General features: G+C 73.4%; 13 protein-coding genes. 4 read left to right on the forward strand and 9 right to left on the reverse strand.

Annotated features, from left to right (window positions below; translation table 11 throughout):
* Positions 1-8 precede the first annotated feature (8 nt).
* The 3 genes from ACF08D_RS07495 (at position 9) to ACF08D_RS07505 (ending at position 4,001) form a co-directional block, all read left to right on the forward strand.
* On the forward strand, positions 9-1,940 hold the full coding sequence (locus ACF08D_RS07495; RefSeq protein ID WP_392222333.1) for a hypothetical protein: 1,932 nt from the start codon (positions 9-11) through the stop codon (positions 1,938-1,940).
* A gap of 105 nt (positions 1,941-2,045) precedes the next feature.
* Positions 2,046-2,948, forward strand: coding sequence for a metal-dependent hydrolase (locus ACF08D_RS07500; protein ID WP_392221609.1), 903 nt, complete (start codon positions 2,046-2,048; stop codon positions 2,946-2,948).
* Positions 2,949-2,951: 3 nt separating this feature from the next.
* On the forward strand, positions 2,952-4,001 hold the full coding sequence (locus ACF08D_RS07505; RefSeq protein ID WP_392221610.1) for a PDR/VanB family oxidoreductase: 1,050 nt from the start codon (positions 2,952-2,954) through the stop codon (positions 3,999-4,001).
* Between the two features lie 42 nt (positions 4,002-4,043).
* Here ACF08D_RS07505 and ACF08D_RS07510 read toward each other — a convergent pair whose 3' ends face one another.
* A complete protein-coding gene (locus tag ACF08D_RS07510) occupies positions 4,044-4,523 on the reverse strand; it encodes a hypothetical protein (protein ID WP_392221611.1) in 480 nt (159 codons plus the stop codon).
* Positions 4,524-4,595: 72 nt separating this feature from the next.
* On the reverse strand, positions 4,596-4,889 hold the full coding sequence (locus ACF08D_RS07515) for a hypothetical protein (protein WP_392221612.1): 294 nt from the start codon (positions 4,887-4,889) through the stop codon (positions 4,596-4,598).
* A 73-nt stretch (positions 4,890-4,962) separates the two neighbouring features.
* On the opposite strand from ACF08D_RS07515, the gene ACF08D_RS07520 reads away from it, so the two are divergent.
* Positions 4,963-5,691, forward strand: a complete 729-nt coding sequence (locus tag ACF08D_RS07520) for a TetR/AcrR family transcriptional regulator (protein ID WP_392221613.1) — start codon at positions 4,963-4,965, stop codon at positions 5,689-5,691.
* Positions 5,692-5,765: 74 nt separating this feature from the next.
* Here ACF08D_RS07520 and ACF08D_RS07525 read toward each other — a convergent pair whose 3' ends face one another.
* From ACF08D_RS07525 to ACF08D_RS07555, 7 genes are all read right to left on the reverse strand, one after another.
* Positions 5,766-6,116 carry a 5-carboxymethyl-2-hydroxymuconate Delta-isomerase gene (locus tag ACF08D_RS07525; RefSeq protein WP_392221614.1) on the reverse strand — a complete coding sequence of 117 codons (351 nt, stop codon included), beginning with the start codon at positions 6,114-6,116 and terminating at the stop codon, positions 5,766-5,768.
* A 98-nt stretch (positions 6,117-6,214) separates the two neighbouring features.
* Entirely contained in the window at positions 6,215-11,575 is a 5,361-nt protein-coding gene (pulA, locus tag ACF08D_RS07530; RefSeq protein WP_392221615.1) for a pullulanase-type alpha-1,6-glucosidase, read from the reverse strand.
* 115 nt (positions 11,576-11,690) lie between these two features.
* On the reverse strand, positions 11,691-13,388 hold the full coding sequence (locus tag ACF08D_RS07535; protein WP_392221616.1) for a carbohydrate-binding module family 20 domain-containing protein: 1,698 nt from the start codon (positions 13,386-13,388) through the stop codon (positions 11,691-11,693).
* Positions 13,389-13,829: 441 nt separating this feature from the next.
* Positions 13,830-14,912, reverse strand: a complete 1,083-nt coding sequence (locus ACF08D_RS07540) for a LacI family DNA-binding transcriptional regulator (RefSeq protein WP_392221617.1) — start codon at positions 14,910-14,912, stop codon at positions 13,830-13,832.
* Positions 14,900-16,552 carry an alpha-amylase family glycosyl hydrolase gene (locus tag ACF08D_RS07545; RefSeq protein ID WP_392221618.1) on the reverse strand — a complete coding sequence of 551 codons (1,653 nt, stop codon included), beginning with the start codon at positions 16,550-16,552 and terminating at the stop codon, positions 14,900-14,902. Before ACF08D_RS07545 ends, ACF08D_RS07540 begins: the two co-directional genes overlap by 13 nt.
* A 159-nt stretch (positions 16,553-16,711) precedes the next feature.
* Positions 16,712-17,581 (reverse strand): sugar ABC transporter permease, encoded by an 870-nt coding sequence (locus ACF08D_RS07550; RefSeq protein ID WP_392221619.1) that lies wholly within the window; start codon positions 17,579-17,581, stop codon positions 16,712-16,714.
* On the reverse strand, positions 17,578-18,597 hold the full coding sequence (locus ACF08D_RS07555; RefSeq protein ID WP_392221620.1) for a carbohydrate ABC transporter permease: 1,020 nt from the start codon (positions 18,595-18,597) through the stop codon (positions 17,578-17,580). The genes ACF08D_RS07550 and ACF08D_RS07555 overlap by 4 nt, the downstream gene beginning before the upstream one ends.
* Positions 18,598-18,613: the final 16 nt, after the last annotated feature.

The following is an 18,613-nucleotide window of genomic DNA, read 5'->3' on the forward strand; positions in this document are numbered from 1 at the left end:
CGCTCGTTCTGCTGAACGTGAGCACCCAGGAACTCGCCGCCCCCTCCCCCGTCGACGTCGACCAGGCCGAGGCGGCCCTCGTCGAGCACTACCCGCGGCTCGTGCGGATCGCCTATCTGGTGCTGCCGCCCGGTCTGGGCCGCAACCGCCGCGTGCTGACCGCGCACGCCGTGGTGCAGCGGTCGCTGCCGCGCCGCCGGGGCGCCGGCGAGGACGGCGGGATGCCCGGGCAGCGGCGCCCCGAGGACGCCGTCGACCCGGGGTACGCGTATGTGCGCGCCCGGGTGCTGCGGCGGGCGCTGGAGGCCGGGCGGCCGCTGCGGCGGAAGGCGTGGCCCCGGCGGGCGCAGCTCCCGCCGCTGCTGCCGCAGGTGTGGGGGCTGCGGCTGTTCCCCCGCGCGGGCGGCGCCGAGGAACTGGCGCTGGACCAGCGGCTGTCGGGGCTCTCCGGCGAGGGGCGCGCGGCCTGTGTGCTGCGGGGCCTGGAGCGGCAGGGCGACGCCGAGGCGCGGCGGGTGCTGGCGGCGGCCGGGGTGGCGGACCCGGGGGCGGCGCTGGCGGAGGCGGACACGGTGGACGCGGCGCACGCGCTGCTGGAGTCGCCGGAGTTCGACCCGTGTTCGCTGCAGGCCCGCCCCACGGACCTGATGCGGCGGCGGCAGCACGGCAGGGCGGCGCTGGTGGCGCTCGCGGCGGCCGTGGTGTGCGGGGCGCTGCTGGGGATGCCGGGTGACGGCTGGGGCCCGGACGGGGCGGCGGCTCCGGCGTACGCGCGCAATCCGGTGGCGGAGGCGGCGCTGGACCCGGGCAATCTGCGGCGCGTGGCGCCGGCGGCGTGGGAGCGCTCGGCGCGTACGGACTTCTCGGTGTGGCCCGCGCGGGGCGGTCTGACCGGTGACGCGGGGCTGCTGCGGCGGGCGCTGGCGGTGTGGGCGCGGCCCGGGCCCGCGGTGCAGGTGTCGGCGACGCCGGGGACCCCGCCGGGGCCGCCGATGGGCCCGCCGCAGCTGCTGTTCGCCGGCGAGGTGGACCAGGCGCGTGTGGTGCTGTTCCACGACGGTCTGCGGGCCGTGCGGTACGCGGAGCCGACGGACGGTACGGAGGGGGCGGCGCTGGACTTCGCGCGGACGGACGGGGCCGACCCGGCGTCGTCGGGCGCCCTGGTGGTGGGGCGGACGCACGCCAATGTGCGGTATCTGACGGCGCCGTGGGTGCGCAAGGTGTCGGCGCGGGACCTGCTGGTCCCGTCGGGCTCGGCCCGCCCGGTCGGGCGGGACGCGCACGGGGTGACGGACCCGCTGCTGAGCCCGGTGGCGCCGAGCCGGTGCCGGGCGTGGGACGCGATGGAGGTGAGCGACGGGGCGACGACCCGGACGCTGACCGACCTCGGGGAGCTGACGCCGGTGCGGCTGACGGCCGGGGCGCCGTCCGAGCCGGCCGATCTGGCGGCGGCGGGGCCGGAGGCGCGGGCGGAGTGGGCGCGGACGGCGTGCCTGCTGCCGATGGCGCGGGCCAAGGGCGTCCGGTCGGTGAACTCGTGGCGGTTCGCCGAGCAGCGGCTGCCGGACGCGGCCGGCGCGGCGGCGTGGCTGTGCACGCGCGCGGACACCTGGCGCGGTACGGGCGGCACGGTGCTGGCGCAGTTCCAGGCGCCGTCGGCGAAGGCCGGGGCGGTGGTGGCGAAGGCGGAGGACTCCCCGGCGTGCGGGGCGCGGGAGCCCCGGGTACTGGCGGGCGCGCTGTGGCAGGCGCCGGGCGGGCACTGGTACATGCTGGCGGCGGGCAGTGACCGGGTGGTGTCGGTGGCCGCGTCGGGCGGGGCGAAGGGCGGCGTGGAGGACGGCCGGCTGCTGGCGGTGCCGGTGCCGGGCAAGCCGGGCGAGCAGGTGGAGCTGACCGGGCGGCTGGAGGACGGGAGCGCCATCACCGCGCTGCGGTAGCACCGCCGCCGGGACGCGGCGGTGCTACGGCAGGGCGGGGGCGGCCGGTGAAGATCCGGGTGCACGGCCCTGTCGCCGGGCCGTACCCGTCAGTACATTGACGCCATGTCTAATACCGAGACGGCGGCGAAGGCGGCGGCCGGGGCGCCGGTGCCGGAGCGGATCGAACTGAAGGCGCGGAAGGTCTCCTTCGACTGGGAGGGGACCCCGCTGCACTGGGTCCCCGGGGACCCGTTCACCACCCACACCATCAATGTGCTGCACCTGCTGCTCCCGGCCGGGGAGCGCTGGTTCGTGCACGTCTACCGGCAGGTGCTGCCGTACATCCGGGACGACCGGCTGCGCGAGGACGTCATCGGCTTCATCGGCCAGGAGGCCGTGCACTCGCAGGCCCATGACGACGTGCTGCCGCACCTGCGGCGGCTGGGGCTCGACCCGACCCCGTACACCGCGCAGGTCGACTGGCTCTTCGAGAAGCTCCTCGGCGACCGGACGCTGCCGCCCGGGCGGGCCCGGCGGTGGTGGCTGATGGAACGGGTGGCGCTGATCGCGGCGATCGAGCACTACACGGCGTTCCTGGGCGACTGGGTGCTGGGCGCCGAGGAGCTGGACCGGCGCGGCGCGGACCCGGTGATGCTGGACCTGCTGCGCTGGCACGGCGCGGAGGAGGTCGAGCACCGGTCGGTGGCCTTCGACCTGTTCACGCACCTCGACGGCGGCTACCGGCGGCGGGTGCGGACCTGGGCGACGGCGTTCACGGCGCTGGTGTTCCTGTGGCAGCGGGGCGCCCGGTTCTTCATGGAGAACGACCCCTCCCTGGTGGAGGGCAGGGCGTCGGTGCGGGACTTCGTGGTACGCGGCCGGCAGGGCGTACTGCCGCCGACGCCGGACATGCTGCGGTCGATCCCCCGCTATCTGAGCCGCGCCTACCACCCGTCCCAGGAGGGCGACACGGAACGGGCGCTGGCCTATCTGGCCTCGTCCCCGGCGGCGGGCGGGGGGCACTGAACCATGCCACGCGCGCGTACCGCCGCCCTGACCGCCGCGGCCGCCCTGCTCGTCCGGCGGGCCGTCCGCCGCCGCGTCCGGGCCGCCCCGCTGTGGCCGCTGCCCGCCCTGGAGGAACCGGTGTCGGGCCGGGGGCGCGGCGCCCCGACCGCCCCGCGCCGGGTGCGGGTCACCGGGCGGACCGCCGTCGCCGAAGGCGTCGTACGGCTGCGCCTCGAAGGCACCGGGCTGCCGCCGTGGGAGCCGGGCGCCCATCTGGACCTGATCCTGCCGTCGGGGCTGGTGCGGCAGTACTCGCTGTGCGGCGATCCGGCGGAGCGGGACGCCTACACGGTCGCGGCCCGGCTGGTGGAGGACGGGCGGGGCGGATCGCGGGAGGTGCACGAGCGGCTCGCGGTGGGCACCGAGGTCGGGATCCGGGGCCCGCGCAACCGCTTCCCGCTGGTGGACGCCCCGGCGTACGTCTTCGTCGCGGGCGGCATCGGCATCACGCCCCTGCTGCCGATGGTGCGGGCGGTACGGGCGGCGGGGGCGCGGTACCACCTGCTGTACTGCGGGCGCTCCCGGGCGACGATGCCGTACCTGGACGAGCTGGAGGGCGCCGGGGACGTCACCGTGGTGCCCGAGGACGAGGCGGGCCTGCCGGACCTCGGCCTCCTCGACGGCGTTTCACCGGAGACGGCCGTCTACGTCTGCGGCCCCGAGGGCCTGATGGACGCGGTGGCCCGACGCCTCCCGGAGGGCCGCCCCGTGCACCTGGAGCGCTTCGCCCCGGCCGCCGCGACGCCCGGCGGCGCCTTCGAGGTGGAGCTGCGCCGCTCGGCCACCACCGTCACGGTCGCGCCCGGCCAGTCGGTCCTCGCGGCGGTCCGCGCGGAGCTGCCGCACGTCCCGTACTCCTGCGAGCAGGGCTTCTGCGGCACCTGCCGCCAGCCGGTCCTGGCCGGCGAGGTCGACCACCGGGACGACCTCCTCACCGACGCGGAACGGCACGGCACGATGCTGCTGTGCGTCTCCCGCTGCCGGAGCGAGCGGCTGGTGCTGGATCTGTGAGGACCCTCGGGGCACCGGCATGGCCGGTGCCCCGCAAGCCCGTCAGAACGGCGGCTCACCCCAGTTCAGACAGACCGTGGACGACTCCGCTTCGTGCGTCACGCCATTGACGGTGAGCGCGACGAGGCCGCCGTACGGCCCGCCCTGGCTCGCGTGCCACTCCCAGCAGTCCGGGACCACGGCGCTCGGGCCGTAGCAGGCGTGGTTGGTGCCCGTGGGCAGCGTCTTGACGTTGCACACGGCATCGCCGAAGTCGCTGGTGATGCCGCCGCTCATGGTGACCGGCTTGCCCGAGAAGTTGTTGGCGACGAGCACGACCTGGGCCTTGCCGAGGTCGCTGACGACCAGGCACCCCTGGAACTTCACCTTCGGCACGGCCGGGTGCTCCACGGACTTCTCGCAGCCGTAGAACGGACCGCCGACAGGCTGCCAGTTGGGAGCGGCCACCGCGGTGCCCGAACCCAGGACGGTGGCACCGAGGAGCGCGGCTCCGGCCGTCAGCCCCTTGAATGTCTTGCGCACGAACATCCCTCCCCTTGATCACATGTTCGACACATCGAATCGTAGATCATCACAAGGGGCCCGGCCTCGGGATTACGGCAGCAGCAGCCAGTCGGCGGCCAGGGCGGCGAGGAGGCCGGTGGTGAGGAGCCAGGTGCCCAGGCGGGTGCGGCCGTTGCGGCTGAGTTCGATGACGACGCCGCACAGGATCATGGCCAGGCCGTAGACGCCGACCACGAGGACGGAGGTGCGGCTGGCCAGGCGGAGGGCCAGGACGACCGCCAGGCTCACCAGCAGGACGGACGCGGCGGCGATGCGTAAGCGGCGGGCCTGGCGGGGGGTGAGGCCGGCGCGGGGCGCCGGGGATTCGGGGTCGGAGACGCTCATGGGCGGCAGCGTAGCGAACCGTGTACCCACCACTGTTCGAAGGGCCGTCGGTGGCGGCCGTTAGGCTGTGCGCATGACGACCGGGGCGCGGCGCAGGATGGGCGTCGAGGAGCGCAGGCAGCAGTTGATCGGCGTGGCGCTGGAGTTGTTCGGCCGCCGCTCGCCCGACGAGGTGTCGATCGACGAGATAGCCTCCGCCGCCGGTATCTCCCGGCCGTTGGTGTACCACTACTTCCCCGGCAAGCAGAGCCTGTACGAGGCGGCGCTGCGGCGGGCGGCGGACGAGCTGGCCGCCCGGTTCAGGGAGCCGCACCAAGGGCCGCTGGGGGCGCGGCTGCTGCGGGTGATGGGGCGGTTCTTCGACTTCGTGGAGGAGCACGGGCCGGGGTTCTCGGCGCTGATGCGCGGCGGCCCGGCCGTGGGCTCGGCGGCGGCGAACGCGATGATCGACGAGGTGCGGCAGGCGGCGTACGAGCAGATCCTGGCCCATCTCGGTGTCACCGACCCGCCCGCACGGCTGGAGCTGGTGGTGCGCTCGTGGGTGTCGCTCGCCGAGTCGACGGCGCTGCTGTGGCTGGACGGGCGGCGGATACCGCGCGCGGAGCTGGAGTCGCAGCTGGTGCACGACTTCGCGGCGCTGGCGGCGGTGAGCGCGGCGTACGACGGGGAGATGGCCGCGCTGCTGGTGCGCGTGCTGGGCGAGGAGCCGGCCGACGGGCCGTTCGGGGACCTGGCCGGCCGGCTCGGGGCGCTGCTGGCGCGGGTGCCGGCGGGGGCGGCGGTGGCGGCGCAGCCGGTGTAGCGCCGGTCCCGGGCGCATCCCGGCGCGCTGCCAGACGGTGCGGGCGCTCTCCGCGTCTTGCCAGTACGTCGCGTTCAGCCCGCCCGGTAGGAGGGGTCCAGGTCGTGGACCTCGGCGGAGACGTGCAGCACCCGGCCCTCGGCGGGGGCGACGAAGCGCGGGACGAGCGCCACGACGGCCTCGGTGAGCCGCGTCCTGACGTCCTCGGCGCGGCCGGCGAGCAGGTCGATGTCGACGTGCACCAGGGCGTCGTCGGCCGTGCCGTCGCCGACGACGGTGTCCTCGGTCCGGCGGGTGCGGGTCTTGCAGGCCGCGAGCCGGGCGCCGGCCGTCTCGACCACCAGGGGGTGCAGGGCGAGCGCGAAGCCCCGGCGGTCGAAGTCCTCGTGGAGGGAGGCGGAGTAGTCGACGGTGATCTGCGGCATGGGTATCGCTCCTGGTGGTACGGCTTGTCGCGGCCACCCTAGGGCGAAGCGCCACGGTCCGGCGGAGGTGTCCGGTCCGTGGCGCTCCGCTCCTCGGGTCAGCGCGCGGTGAACACCGCCACCGTGCGGGCCGGGACCGTGAAGGTGCCGGTGGCCGTGTCGTACACCGACGTCTTCACCGTCGCGTCGGAGCCGCCGGCCTGGACCGGGTGCAGGGTGTGGCGGGTGCCCGCGAGGGCGGGGACCTTCTGGGCCTGCTTCCCGGGGGTGGCGTTGAAGACCACGACCAGGTCACCCAGGCGCATGGTGATCACGCCGGGGGTCTCCTCCGTGCCCGAGAGCGGGAAGGACAGGGCGGACTGGACCTGGCCGGCGGTGGACAGGCTGAACGCTTTCTCCGTCGTACGGATCTTCAGCAGGTCCCGGTAGGCGGCGGAGGTGCCGGTGATCTCCGGGCAGCCGGCCTTCAGGGACGGGGACGTCAGCAGCGGCTTGCCGAAGGACCACTTGTCCTTGTTGTCGGCGGCCGGCGGCAGGCCGCGCCCGAAGCCGTTGCCGGCCCGGCAGTCCCAGTTGAGGACGTTGAACCAGTCGCCGCTGTCGTAGGAGTTGCGGTCCAGCGACTTGGAGCGCAGCAGGTCGGTGCCCGCCTGGGAGAGCGCCGGGCCCTGGGAGAGGGCGGCGGTCGCCATGGCGAGGACCTGCATCCTGGCCCGGTCGCCGGGGGATGTCGCCGCCGGGAGCTTCAAGGCGAGCGCGTCGTAGAGGGTCTCGTTGTCGTGGGCGTCCGCGTAGGCGAGGGCGTCGCCGGGGGCGGCGGCGTAGCCGGCGGGGGCGCCGTTGTAGTCGACCTCGGAGCCGGTGACGCTCTTCCCGGCGGTGTCGGTGAAGCGGTAGGAGGCGAGGTTGCCGGTCAGGCCGACCTTGATGAGGTCCTGGTAGTGCAGCAGGCGGGCCTTCTGCTCGGCCGGGGTGCCGTTGGCCTTCGAGGTGTTGGGGTCGGTGAACAGGCCGGAGGCGAAGCCCTGGACGCCGGGGTCGGCGTCGAAGGGGCCGCCGCCGCGCACGGCGTCGCGGGCCCGGTCGGAGAAGGTCGCGATGCCGGTGCCGGCCATGTTCTTCTGGGTGGCCTGGACGAAGCGGGCGTCGTCGGCGATCTCGCCGAAGTTCCAGCCCTCCCCGTACAGGACGATCTTCTTGCCGTCGACGCCGTCCTTGGCGGGCGTGAGCGCGTCGAGGGCCTCGCGGACGGCGAGCATGTTGGCCTTGGGGTGGTGGCCCATGAGGTCGAAGCGGAAGCCGTCGACCTTGTACTCCTTGGCCCAGGTGACGACCGAGTCCACGACGAGCTTGCCCATCATGGTGTGCTCGGGCGCGGTGTTGGCGCAGCAGGTGGAGGTGGCGACGGTGCCGTCGTCCAGCAGCCGCTGGTAGTAGCCGGGGACGACCTTGTCGAGGACGGACTTGTCGGCCTGCCCGCTCGCGACGGTGTGGTTGTAGACGACGTCCATGACGGTGCGCAGTCCGGCCGTGTTGAGGCCCTGGACCATCTGCCGGAACTCGACGGTGCGGCGGGTGCCGTCCGGGTCGGAGGCGTAGGAGCCCTCGGGGACGGTGTAGTGCAGCGGGTCGTAGCCCCAGTTGAAGGCGTCCTTGGCGGCGGCCCTGGACACGCACGCCTGCTGCTGTTCGGAGTCGGGGGCGTGGGAGGCGAGGTCGCAGTCGGGGGTGGTCTGGCCGGACTTCTTCTCGGGGATCGTGCCGATGTCGAAGACGGGCAGCAGGTGGACGTAGGACGTGCCGGCGGCGGCCAGCTTCCTCAGGTGCTTCATGCCGTCGGAGGCGGTGTCGGTGAAGGCGAGGTAGCCGCCGGGGTGCTGGGCGGTGCGGTCGGCGACGGAGAAGTCCCGTACGTGGAGCTCCTGGATCTGGGCGTCCCGCAGCGGGGTGGCGGCGGGCTTCTTCAGGGTCTTCCAGCCCGCCGGGGCGAGTGCCGGGTCGGTGAGGTCGGTGACCAGGCTGTGGGTGGAGTCGGCGGTGAGGCCGGTGGAGTACGGGTCGGTGACCTTGTTGGTGACGATCTTCCGGACGCTGGGCGCCCAGACCTTCACCTCGTACCGGTACGGCTTGTTCCGCCAGCTCTTGGTGCCGGTGACGGACCAGACGCCGGTGGCGGCGTCGCGCTTCATGGGCACGCGGCGCCCGTCGAGTTCGAGGGCGACGCCCTGGGCGGTGGGCGCCCAGACGGAGAGGGTGGGGGTGCCCTTGCGGAAGACGGGGCCGAGCGCCCTGGCCTGGGCCTTGGTGCCGTACAGGTCGTCGAGGACGCCCGGGATCTGGACGCCGGTGGCGGCGAGCAGGGCGCCGTTGGGGGCGCGGTGGGTGGCGACGACCTGGCCGCGCAGGGCGTCACGCACCCGGTCGCGGTCGCGCGGGTCGACGGTGAAGGCGGGGTGGTCCTTGAGGTGCGGGTGCTTCGCCTTCTGGGCGTCGGTGAGGGTGCCGGGGTTCAGGCGCAGCCGGCGGCCCTTCTCCGCGAGGGAGCCGTCGGTGGCGGTGAGGGAGCCGTCCCGGTCGTACACGAGCTGGGTGCTGGTGCCGGGTGCGGACTTCACCTTCCAGACGACGGTGTCCGCGTCGATCCACTGGGCCTCGGCCCTGGTGAGGTCGGGGGCGGGCGCGGCGCCCGTGGTGGGCAGCAGGTAGGTGGTGTCGCCGGTGAGGAGGAAGACCTCCTTGCCGTGGGTGCCGAAGTCGAGGGACCGGTCGGCGGGGATGTCCTTCTCGTCGCCCTTGTGGACGATGTAGGACAGCGAGGTGGCGCCCGGGGCGAGCGGGACCTCGAAGGTGAGGCCGAAGGAGTCCTTCTTCACCGGCTGGAGCGGCTTGGCCCAGTCGGTGGGGGTGGCGGCGCCGGTCCAGGTGTGCAGGCCCCAGCCGTCGTAGTTCCCGTCGGGGCGGTGGTAGTGGATGACGGCCTTGCCGGGGTCCTGCGGCGGGTAGGCGCCGTCGGGCGCCTTGTCCGTCTGGCCGTCCGCGCCCTGCTTGATCCACACCTCGCCGGTGGCGGCGAGGTCGAGGGTGCGCGGCGGGCCGTCGGCGGTGCCGTCCTTCTCGACGGTGTACGGGACGGTCGTCGCACCGTCCTCGACCTTGACCCAGGCGAACGCGCCGTACGCGTCGCGGCCGGTGAAGGCGGCGGTGGTGTTCCCGGTCCGCAGCGTCCAGCCGTCGTAGTCGCCGTCCGGGCGCTGGTAGTGGACGACGGCGTGGTCGCGGTCGACGGCGCCGGGCGTGCCGGGCTCCGGGGCCTGTCCTGCGGTGGAGGTGGCGAGGTCGCTCGCGGTGCGGCCCCGGCTGTCGATGGCAACGGCCTTGTAGCGCAGGGGCGTTCCGGCGGGCGCGGTGACGGTGTGGGTGACCTTGTAGGGGGCGTGGTCGGCGGAGCCGAGGGTCTGCCACGCCCCGTTGCCGGTCTGGGCGGCGAAGACGACCCGGTTGAGGCCGCCGCCGGAGACGTTCGCGGTGAGCTCGACGGTGCCGGTGGCGCCGGCGGCCGGGGCCTTGAGCGTCAGGGCGGGCGCGGTGGCGGGGGCCGGGACGGGCCGGGCGGCCTTGAGGACCACGGAGGACAGCGGCGGGACGGTCAGCTTCAGCGTGTCGCCGCTGCTGGTGACCGTGCCGGTGCCGCCGTACAGGTGGCGGAACGCCGTGTTCGGGGTGTCGGTGGCGAGCTCCACCGTCTTGGCGGTGGTGGCGTTGTTGGCGGCGACGACGTACTCGGTGCGGGACATCACGTCCGTACGGGAGAAGGCGTAGACGCCCTGGCCGGGGTCGGCGTGCCGCTCGGTCTGGACGCCGTCGCGCAGGGCCGGGTGGGCCTTGGTGAGGCGGGAAAGGGCCGCGATGGAGCGGTAGAGGGGGTGGCGGGTGTCGTACGCGTCGGTGGCGTGGGTGCGGCCGGTGCCGAGCTGGTCGTCGTCGAGGTAGTCGGCGGTCTTCGAGGCGAACAGGGTCTGGCGGGCGTCCTTGTCGCCGCCGGCGCCGGTGAAGCCCTGTTCGTCGCCGTAGTAGACGACGGGGTTGCCGCGGCTGAGGAACATCAGCTCGTTGGCGAGCCGGTAGCGGTTCAGCAGTTCGGCGTCGCCGGCGCCCTCGTTGTCCTGCTTGAGGAAGGTGCCGAAGCGGCCCATGTCGTGGTTGCCGAGGAAGGACACCGACTCGTAGGCGTTGGCCTTGTCGGTGGTGTAGCGGTAGTCCTGCGCGAACAGCTCGGAGAGCTTTCCGGCGGGGCCGCCCTGGGAGGCGTAGCGGCGGGCGGCGTCCTGGAAGGGGAAGTCGAGGGTGGCGTCGAGCCGGCCCCGGGTGACGTAGGGGGCGGTGACGGCCGGGTCGGCGGAGTACACCTCGCCGAACATGAAGAAGTCGTCCCGGCCGCGCTGGGCGGCGTACGCGTCGAGGGCGGTGGCCCACTGCGTCCAGAACTCGGTGTTGACGTGCTTGACGGTGTCGACGCGGAAGCCGTCGATGCCGAAGTCGCGGACCCAGCGCTGGTAGATCTTCTCCATGCCCGCGACGACCTCGGGGCGTTCGGTCCACAGGTCGTCCAGGCCCGCGAAGTCGCCGTGGGTGGAGGACTCCCCGGCGAAGGTCGAGTCGCCCCGGTTGTGGTACATCTCCGGGTCGTTGAGCCAGGCGGGGACCTTGAGGTTCTTCTTGGCGGCGGGGACGACGGGGGTGCGCGGGAAGGAGTCGCGGCCGGTCTTCGGGAAGCGCTTGGTGCCGTCGGCGTAGTCGGCGTCGTCGAAAGGGACGCCGTCCTCGGTGAGGTACGGGAAGGCGCCCTTGGAGAGGTATCCGTACGACTTCTCCTGGTAGTCGACGACGTCGGCGGTGTGGTTGGTGATGACGTCGAAGAAGACCTTCATGCCCTTGGCGTGGGCCTTGTCGATCAGCTTCTCCAGGTCGGCGTTGCTGCCGAAGTGGGGGTCGACCTGGGTGAAGTCGGTGATCCAGTAGCCGTGGTAGCCGGCCGAGGCGTCCTTGCCCTCGCCCTGGACGGGCTGGTTCTTGAAGATCGGGGCCATCCAGATGGCGGTGGTACCCAGGCCCTTGATGTAGTCGAGCTTCTCGGTGAGCCCCTTGAGGTCACCGCCCTGGTAGAAGCCCTTGTCCGTGGGGTCGTGGCCGGTGGTGAGCCGGGTGCCGGTCAGCCCGCCGCGGTCGTTGCGCGGGTCGCCGTTGGCGAACCGGTCGGGCAGCACGAAGTAGAACTGCTCGCGGGTCAGGTCGTGCCGGGCGGGCGCGGCGGCCAGCGCCCGGTCGGAGGGCGGCGCGGGGGGCTTCGGCGCGGCGGTGGCGGGCAGCGCCGGGACGAGCGCGGCGACGGTCGCGGCGGCGAGGGCGGCGGCGGTTCTGCGCGGGGCGCCGGTGCGCTGCGGGGATCGGGGGCGTTTCACGGCCGGGTCTCCTCGGCGGGGTGACGGGTTCGGGGCGGGGCTGTGCGGGCCGCCCCGGCCCGGGGAGGGCACGGGGCGGCGGGGAGGCGACGGGAGTGTGCGGCGGCGTGCCCGGTCAGGCGCGCCAGGCGTCGTTCAGGGTGACCTTCCCGGAGGCCGGGACGGTGGCGGTCCGGTTGGCGCCGGACTCCCAGGTGACGTTGCCGGCGGCGTCCTTGCGGACGTACTTGTACTGGAAGGAGGTGCCGGCCGGGAGGTTCATGTCGAGCTTCCAGACCGGGTACGCGGCCGGGTCGAGCTTCGGCGCGGCGGCCGGGTTCCACTGGCCGAGGGCGGGCTGGTCGCCGGTGACGTGGATGTTCTGGCCGGGCGCGGTGGTGGCGTCGACCGCGAAGGACGCGCCGCCGGTCGCCGGGGTGGTGGGCCCGGTGGTGCAGGCCCGCGCCCCGGTGTGCAGCGCGAGGGCGGTGCCCGCGCCGAGGGTGGCGGTGAACCGGCCGGAGCCGTCGACGGTGACGGGCCGGTTGCCCTGGACGTCGCAGTAGTCGCCGGCGGGCAGCGACGTCTGGAACGTACGGGTGAGGGCGGACGTGTCGTGGTTGAGGGCGACGTACGCCTTGGTGCCGCGGCCGAACGCGATCCGGTCGCCCCCGTCGTCCCACCAGTTCGTGACCCCCTGACCGCGGGCCACGTTCCGGAGGGCGACCATGGAGGAGATCTCGCGCCAGGCGTGCTGGCACTTCCAGCCGTCGCGGTAACAGGCGCTCACCGCGCCGCCGTTGGGCGGGCCGGCGTCCTTGTCGCTCCACTCGTACCCGGAGTGGACGTCCGGGGAGCCGTAGGGCCAGGCGAGCATGAAGACGTTGGCGAGGGTGTAGGCGGAGCCGTTCTTGTACGAGAGGGTGTCGCCGCCGCGCTCGGTGTCGTGGTTGTCGACGAAGACCCCGGACCTGCCGGACTCCATGTGGCCCCAGCCCTCGCCGAAGTTCTTGAGGTGGGCGAGGTTCTCGTTCAGGAAGACGCGCTTGAGGTCGCGGGCGTAGCGGAACTCCTGGACGTCGCCGTTGCCGAGGTACTCGCCGGGCGAGACGGCCTCTCCGGCGCCGTGGATGGCCTCCTGCTTCCAGTACACGCCCGGGTTGGTGAGCCTGGCCTTGATGGCGGCGAGGTCGGCGGCCGGCATGTGCTTGGCGGCGTCGATGCGGAAGCCGTCGACGCCGAGGGACAGCAGGTCGTTCATATAGCCGGCGATCTTCGAGCGGACGTACTCCTCGCCGGTGTCCAGGTCGGCGAGGCCGACGAGTTCGCAGTGCTGGACGTTGACCCGGTCCTGGTAGTTCGTGATCTGGGCGGTGCAGTCGTCCATGTCGGCCGCCGAGTACAGGCCGGGGTAGCCGTACTTGGTGTACGTCGAGCCTCCGGTGCCGGTGCCGTTGCCGGCCGCCATGTGGTTGATGACGGTGTCGGCGACGACCTTGACGCCCGCCCGGTGGCAGGTGTCGACCATGGCCTTGAAGGCGGCGCGGTCGCCGAGGCGGCCGGCGATGCGGTAGCTGACGGGCTGGTACGAGGTCCACCACTGGCCGCCCTGGATGTGCTCCTGGGGCGGGGAGACCTGGACGTAGCCGTATCCGGCCGGGCCGAGAGTGTCGGTGCAGGCTCTGGCCACGGAGGCGAAGTTCCACTCGAACATCACGGCGGTGACGTCCTTGGCTCCGGGCGGGGCGGCCTCGGCGGGGGTGGGGGGTGCCGTGACGGCCACAGCGGCTCCCGCCACGAGGGCGAGCGCGGCGGCCACGGTCTTCCTGGCCATGGTTCCTCCTGGGGAATGGGAGGTGCGGATGCGACGGTGCAGCCTCGTACGGCAACGCGCCATGCCCGCAAGGCCCTTGTGAAGCTTCTTGCTGCAAGAAAGCAGCAACGCTTTTCGGTCGTGACCGTACGAGCCGCCCGGAGCCCGGTCAACCCTTTGGACACATGCGGTTAACGTGACGGAGATCCGGCAGTCCTACGGCTGCAAACTCTTTCGCAAGCACTTGCAGTGGTGTTACGTTCAACGGCGACTCCGGTCCGGCCGGCCGGGGGACCCGCCGTGTGCGGGGCCCCACGCGCCCGGCCGGCCGGGCCGGTCCGCACCGGGCGCCGCACCGCACCGGCGCGCCGCGTCACGAACCGGGAGGCCCGGGGCCGCAGAAGACCCCGCCGCGCCCGTCATGGGCGGGCCCCGGGCCCCCTTCCTTCTCCCCTGCAGGGGTCAGCCGCGCCCGGCGGTGGACCCCCGGACCACCAGCTCGGGCTGGAAGACGAACTCCGTGCGCTGGACCGGGTTGCCCTCGATCTCCTCCAGCAGCGCGTCCACCGCCGCCGTCGCCATCGCCTGCACCGGCTGGCGCACCGTCGTCAGCGGCGGGTCGGTGAACGCGATCAGCGGCGAGTCGTCGAAGCCGACCACCGACACGTCCCGGGGCACGTCCAGGCCCCGCGCCCGGACCGCCCGGATCGCGCCCAGCGCCATCAGGTCACTGGCGCACACGATCCCCGTACAGCCCTGGTCCAGCAGCACACCGGCCGCCGCGTGCCCGCCCTCGACGCCGAACAGGGTCTGCCGGACCCGAGACCCGGCCTCCTCGGGCGTCTGCCCCAGCAGGGCGCCCAGCGCGGCGGTGAAGCCCTCCGCCTTGCGGCGCGAGGGGACGTACCGGGTGGGGCCGATGGCCAGGCCGATGCGCTCGTGGCCCAGCTCGACCAGGTGGCGCACGGCCATCCGGGCGGCCGAGCGGTCGTCGGGCGAGACGAAGTGGGCGTCCACGCGCTCGTTGTAGCCGTTGACGAGGACGAACGGCACGCCCCGGGCGGCCAGTCCGGCGTACCGGGAGGGGTCGGCGCTGGAGTCGGCGTGCAGCCCGGAGAGGAACACGATGCCGGTGACACCGCGCTCCTCCAGCTGCTCGACCAGTTCGTCCTCGGTGGCGCCGCCCGGCATCTGGGTGCACAGCACGGGCGTGTAGCCGTGCCCGGCCAGCACCTGCTCGATGACCTGGGCGAACGCCGGGAAGATGGGGTTGGTCAGCTCCGGGATCACCAGGCCCACCAGGCCGGCGCTGCGCCGCCTCAGCCGTACGGGCCGCTCGTAGCCCAGCACGTCGAGGGCGGCGAGCACCCGGGTCCTGGTGTGCCCGGCGACGCCCGCCCTGCCGTTGAGGACCCGGCTGACCGTGGCCTCGCTGACCCCGGCCTGCGCGGCGATGTCCGCGAGCCGCGGGGCGCCCCCTCCTCCGTCGCCCCGCGGCTCGCTCCGGGCGTCGCCGCGCGGCGACAGGATCGTCACACCGCCCACCAGACGGTGGTGTCGGCGGGCAGTTCGGCGGTGCCGTCCACGCTGGTGCGCACCCGCTCGCTGGCCAGCAGCATCCGGCCGGGCACCGGCACCCGCACGGGCGCGCCGGTGGTGTTGGCGTGGCACACGAACCCGTCGCGGCGGAAGGCGAGGACGCCCTCGGGCGCGTCCAGCCACTCGACGCCGTCGCCCGCGCCCAGCCCCGGCTGCTCGCGGCGCACGGCCAGCGCGGAGCGGTACAGCTCCAGGGTGGAGTGGGGGTCGCCGGTCTGCGCCTCGACGCTCAGGGCCGCCCAGGACGGCGGCTGGGGCAGCCAGCTCCCGCCGCCGCCGAAGCCGTACGAGGAGCCGCCGGTGGTCCACGGGATCGGCACCCGGCAGCCGTCGCGGTAGCCGTCCTGGCCGGTCGCCCGGAAGAACGACGGGTCCTGGCGCACCTCGTCGGGCAGGTCGGTGACGTCCGGCAGGCCCAGCTCCTCGCCCTGGTAGACGTAGGCCGAGCCGGGCAGCGCCAGCATCAGCAGGGTCGCCGCCCGTGCCCGGCGCAGCCCGAGCGCGCGGTCGCCGGCCGTGCGGAGCTGGGTGCCGAGGCCGGGCGGGTTGGCGAACCGGGTGGCGTGCCGGGTGACGTCGTGGTTGGACAGCACCCAGGTGGTGGGGGCGCCGACCGGGCGCATCGCGGCGAGCGAGGCGTCGATCACCCGGCGCAGCTCGGCGGCGTCCCAGTGCGTGCCCAGGTACTGGAAGTTGAACGCCTGGTGCATCTCGTCGGGGCGGACGTACTGGGCGGTGCGCTCGACGGTGGGGGTCCACGCCTCGGCGACGAGGACGCGCTCGCCGTCGTACTCCTCCAGGACCCGGCGCCAGCTGCGGTAGATCTCGTGGACGCCGTCCTGGTCGAAGAACGGCATGACGTCGTTGCCGAGCAGCTTGAGCTGGTCGTGGGCGCCGATGTCGGGCAGTCCGTCGGCCTTGACCAGGCCGTGGGCGACGTCCACGCGGAAGCCGTCGACGCCCATGTCGAGCCAGAAGCGCAGGATGGAGCGGAACTCGTCGCGGACGGCGGGGTGTTCCCAGTTGAAGTCGGGCTGCTCGGGGGCGAAGAGGTGCAGGTACCACTCGCCGTCGTCGACCCGGGTCCACGCGGGGCCGCCGAAGATGGACTCCCAGTCGTTGGGCGGCAGTTCGCCGTTCTCGCCCTTGCCGGGGCGGAAGTGGTAGCGCTCGCGCAGCGGGGAACCGGGGCCCTCGCGCAGGGCGCGCTGGAACCACTCGTGCTGGTCGGAGGAGTGGTTGGGCACCAGGTCGACGATGATGCGCAGGCCCAGCGCGTGGGCGTCGCGGATCAGCGCGTCGGCGTCGAGGAGGCTGCCGAACATGGGGTCGATGGCGCGGTAGTCGGCGACGTCGTAGCCGGCGTCGGCCTGCGGCGAGGCGTAGAAGGGGCTGAGCCACACGGCGTCGACGCCGAGGTCCTTCAGGTAGGGGAGCCGGCTGCGGATGCCCTCCAGGTCGCCCATGCCGTCACCGTCGCCGTCGGCGAAGCTGCGCGGATAGACCTGGTAGATCACCGCGTCTCTCCACCAGCCCGTGTGCGTGCCGGTGACGGATGCGGCGGGGGCAGCGAGGTGCTGGGTCATGTCTTCCCTGAGGTGGAGGAGTGGAGCGGCCGCCGGCCCGGGAACGGGGCCGGGCCGGCGCGCCGCGGACCGGGTTGCGGGTACGGGGCGGGAGCCCGCCGGGCGGCGCCCCCGTAACGGGCGGTCGCCGGGGCGGGGCCGCGGGTCGGAGGCCACCGGTCAGGACTTGGTCGCGCCGGCCGTCAGGCCGGAGACCAGGTGGCGCTGGACGAGGCCGAAGACGACCGCGGCGGGCGCGGCGATCAGCACGGCCGCGGCGGTCAGCGAACCCCAGTCCGCCGTGTACTGGTTGACGAAGGTCTGGAGGCCGCCCGCGAGGGTGAGGTTCTCCTCGCCGGTCATGAACGCGGAGGCGTACGCGACCTCGCCCCAGCCGGTGATGAAGGTGTAGAAGGCGGTGACCGCGAGGCCCGGCCGGGCGAGCGGCATGATCAGCCGCCAGAAGGTGCCGAACGGGGTGAGGCCGTCGACCCGGCCCGCCTCGTCGATCTCGGCGGGGATGCCGTCGAAGTACCCCTTCATCATCCAGGCGCAGAACGGCACGGCGACGGTGAGGTACGTGATGATCAGGCCGACCGGCTGGTTCAGCATGCCGAGCGAGGCCAGCAGGTTGTACAGCGGCACGATCAGCACCGCGACCGGGAACATCTGGGTGATCAGCAGCAGCCACATCAGGGGCCGCAGGCCCGGGAAGCGGAAGCGGCTGACGGCGTAGCCGGTGGTGGCGGAGATGAAGACGCCGATGACGGTGGTGATGCCGACGACGACCAGCGAGTTGCCCAGCCAGGCGAGGAACTGGGTGTCGCCCAGCACATGGGTGTAGTTGCCGAGGGTGAAGTTCTTGACGACCGAGGTGTCGAAGGCGTCCGTCTTCGGCTTGAACGAGGTGATCACCAGCCACAGCGGCGGGAAGACCGCGACGAGGGCGGCGAACAGCAGCGTCAGGTGCAGGCCGGCGGAGGCGAGCGGCGAACGCTCGCCCCGGGCGCGGACCTTGCGCGCCGGGGTGCTCTGCGTGTCGGTGGTCACCACATGTCTCCCTGCTTGCGGAGCGCGCGGCGGTAGGCCACCGCGAAGAGCGACAGGAGCGCCAGGATCAGCACGCCCCAGGCCGCCGATCCCGCGAAGTCGCGCGGGCTGACGACGAAGGAAAGCTTGTAGGCGTACGTCACGAGGATCTCGGTGGCGTCGCCGGGGCCGCCCCGGGTGAGCAGGAAGATCACCGGGAACATGTTGAAGGTCCAGATGGAGCTGAGCAGGATCACCGTGCCGGAGACGGGGCGCAGCCCGGGCAGGGTGATGTGGCGGAAGCGCTGCCAGGCGGTGGCGCCGTCCATCTCGGCGGCCTCGTACAGCTCGCCGGGGATGGACTGGAGGCCGCCGAGCATGGCGACCAGCATGAAGGGCACGCCGAGCCAGACGTTGACGGCGATGACGGAGACCTTGGCCCAGGTGGGGTCGTTCAGCCAGGAGATCGCGTCGATGCCGCCGCCAGCGAGGAGCTGGTTGAACAGGCCGCTGCGCTCGTTGAACAGCAGCCGCCAGGTGAAGACCGAGACGAAGGCCGGGACGGCCCACGGCAGGACCAGGGCCATCCGGTAGAAGGTGCGGCCCCGGAGCTTGCGGTTGAGCATGGTGGCCAGGACGAGGCCGAGGGTGAAGGACAGGGCGACGCAGCTGACGGTCCAGACGAGGGTCCAGCCGAGCCGGTCCCAGAAGACGTTGTCCGTGAGGACGGCCTTGTAGTTCTCCAGGCCCGTGAACTCGTAGGTCGCGGGGATGTGGTTGATGCCGATCGTGCGCTCGACATTGGCCTCGTTGGCGTCCGTGAGCGACAGGTAGAGGCCGCGCACCAGCGGGTAGCCGATGATCACGCCGATGACGAGCACCACCGGGGCGACCATGCTCCAGGCGTACCAGTGGGTGCTCAGCGCCCGGCGCAGCCGGCCCGGGGACGCCGGGGTCTTCTCAGTACGGTGGCCGCGGCCGCGGGCGCCCGGGGCGCCCGCGGCCTTCGTCACCGACTGGCTGGTCTCGACAGCCATTGGTCGGTCAGCCCTT

This window comes from Streptomyces sp. NPDC015131, assembly GCF_043079975.1.
Classification (GTDB): domain Bacteria; phylum Actinomycetota; class Actinomycetes; order Streptomycetales; family Streptomycetaceae; genus Streptomyces.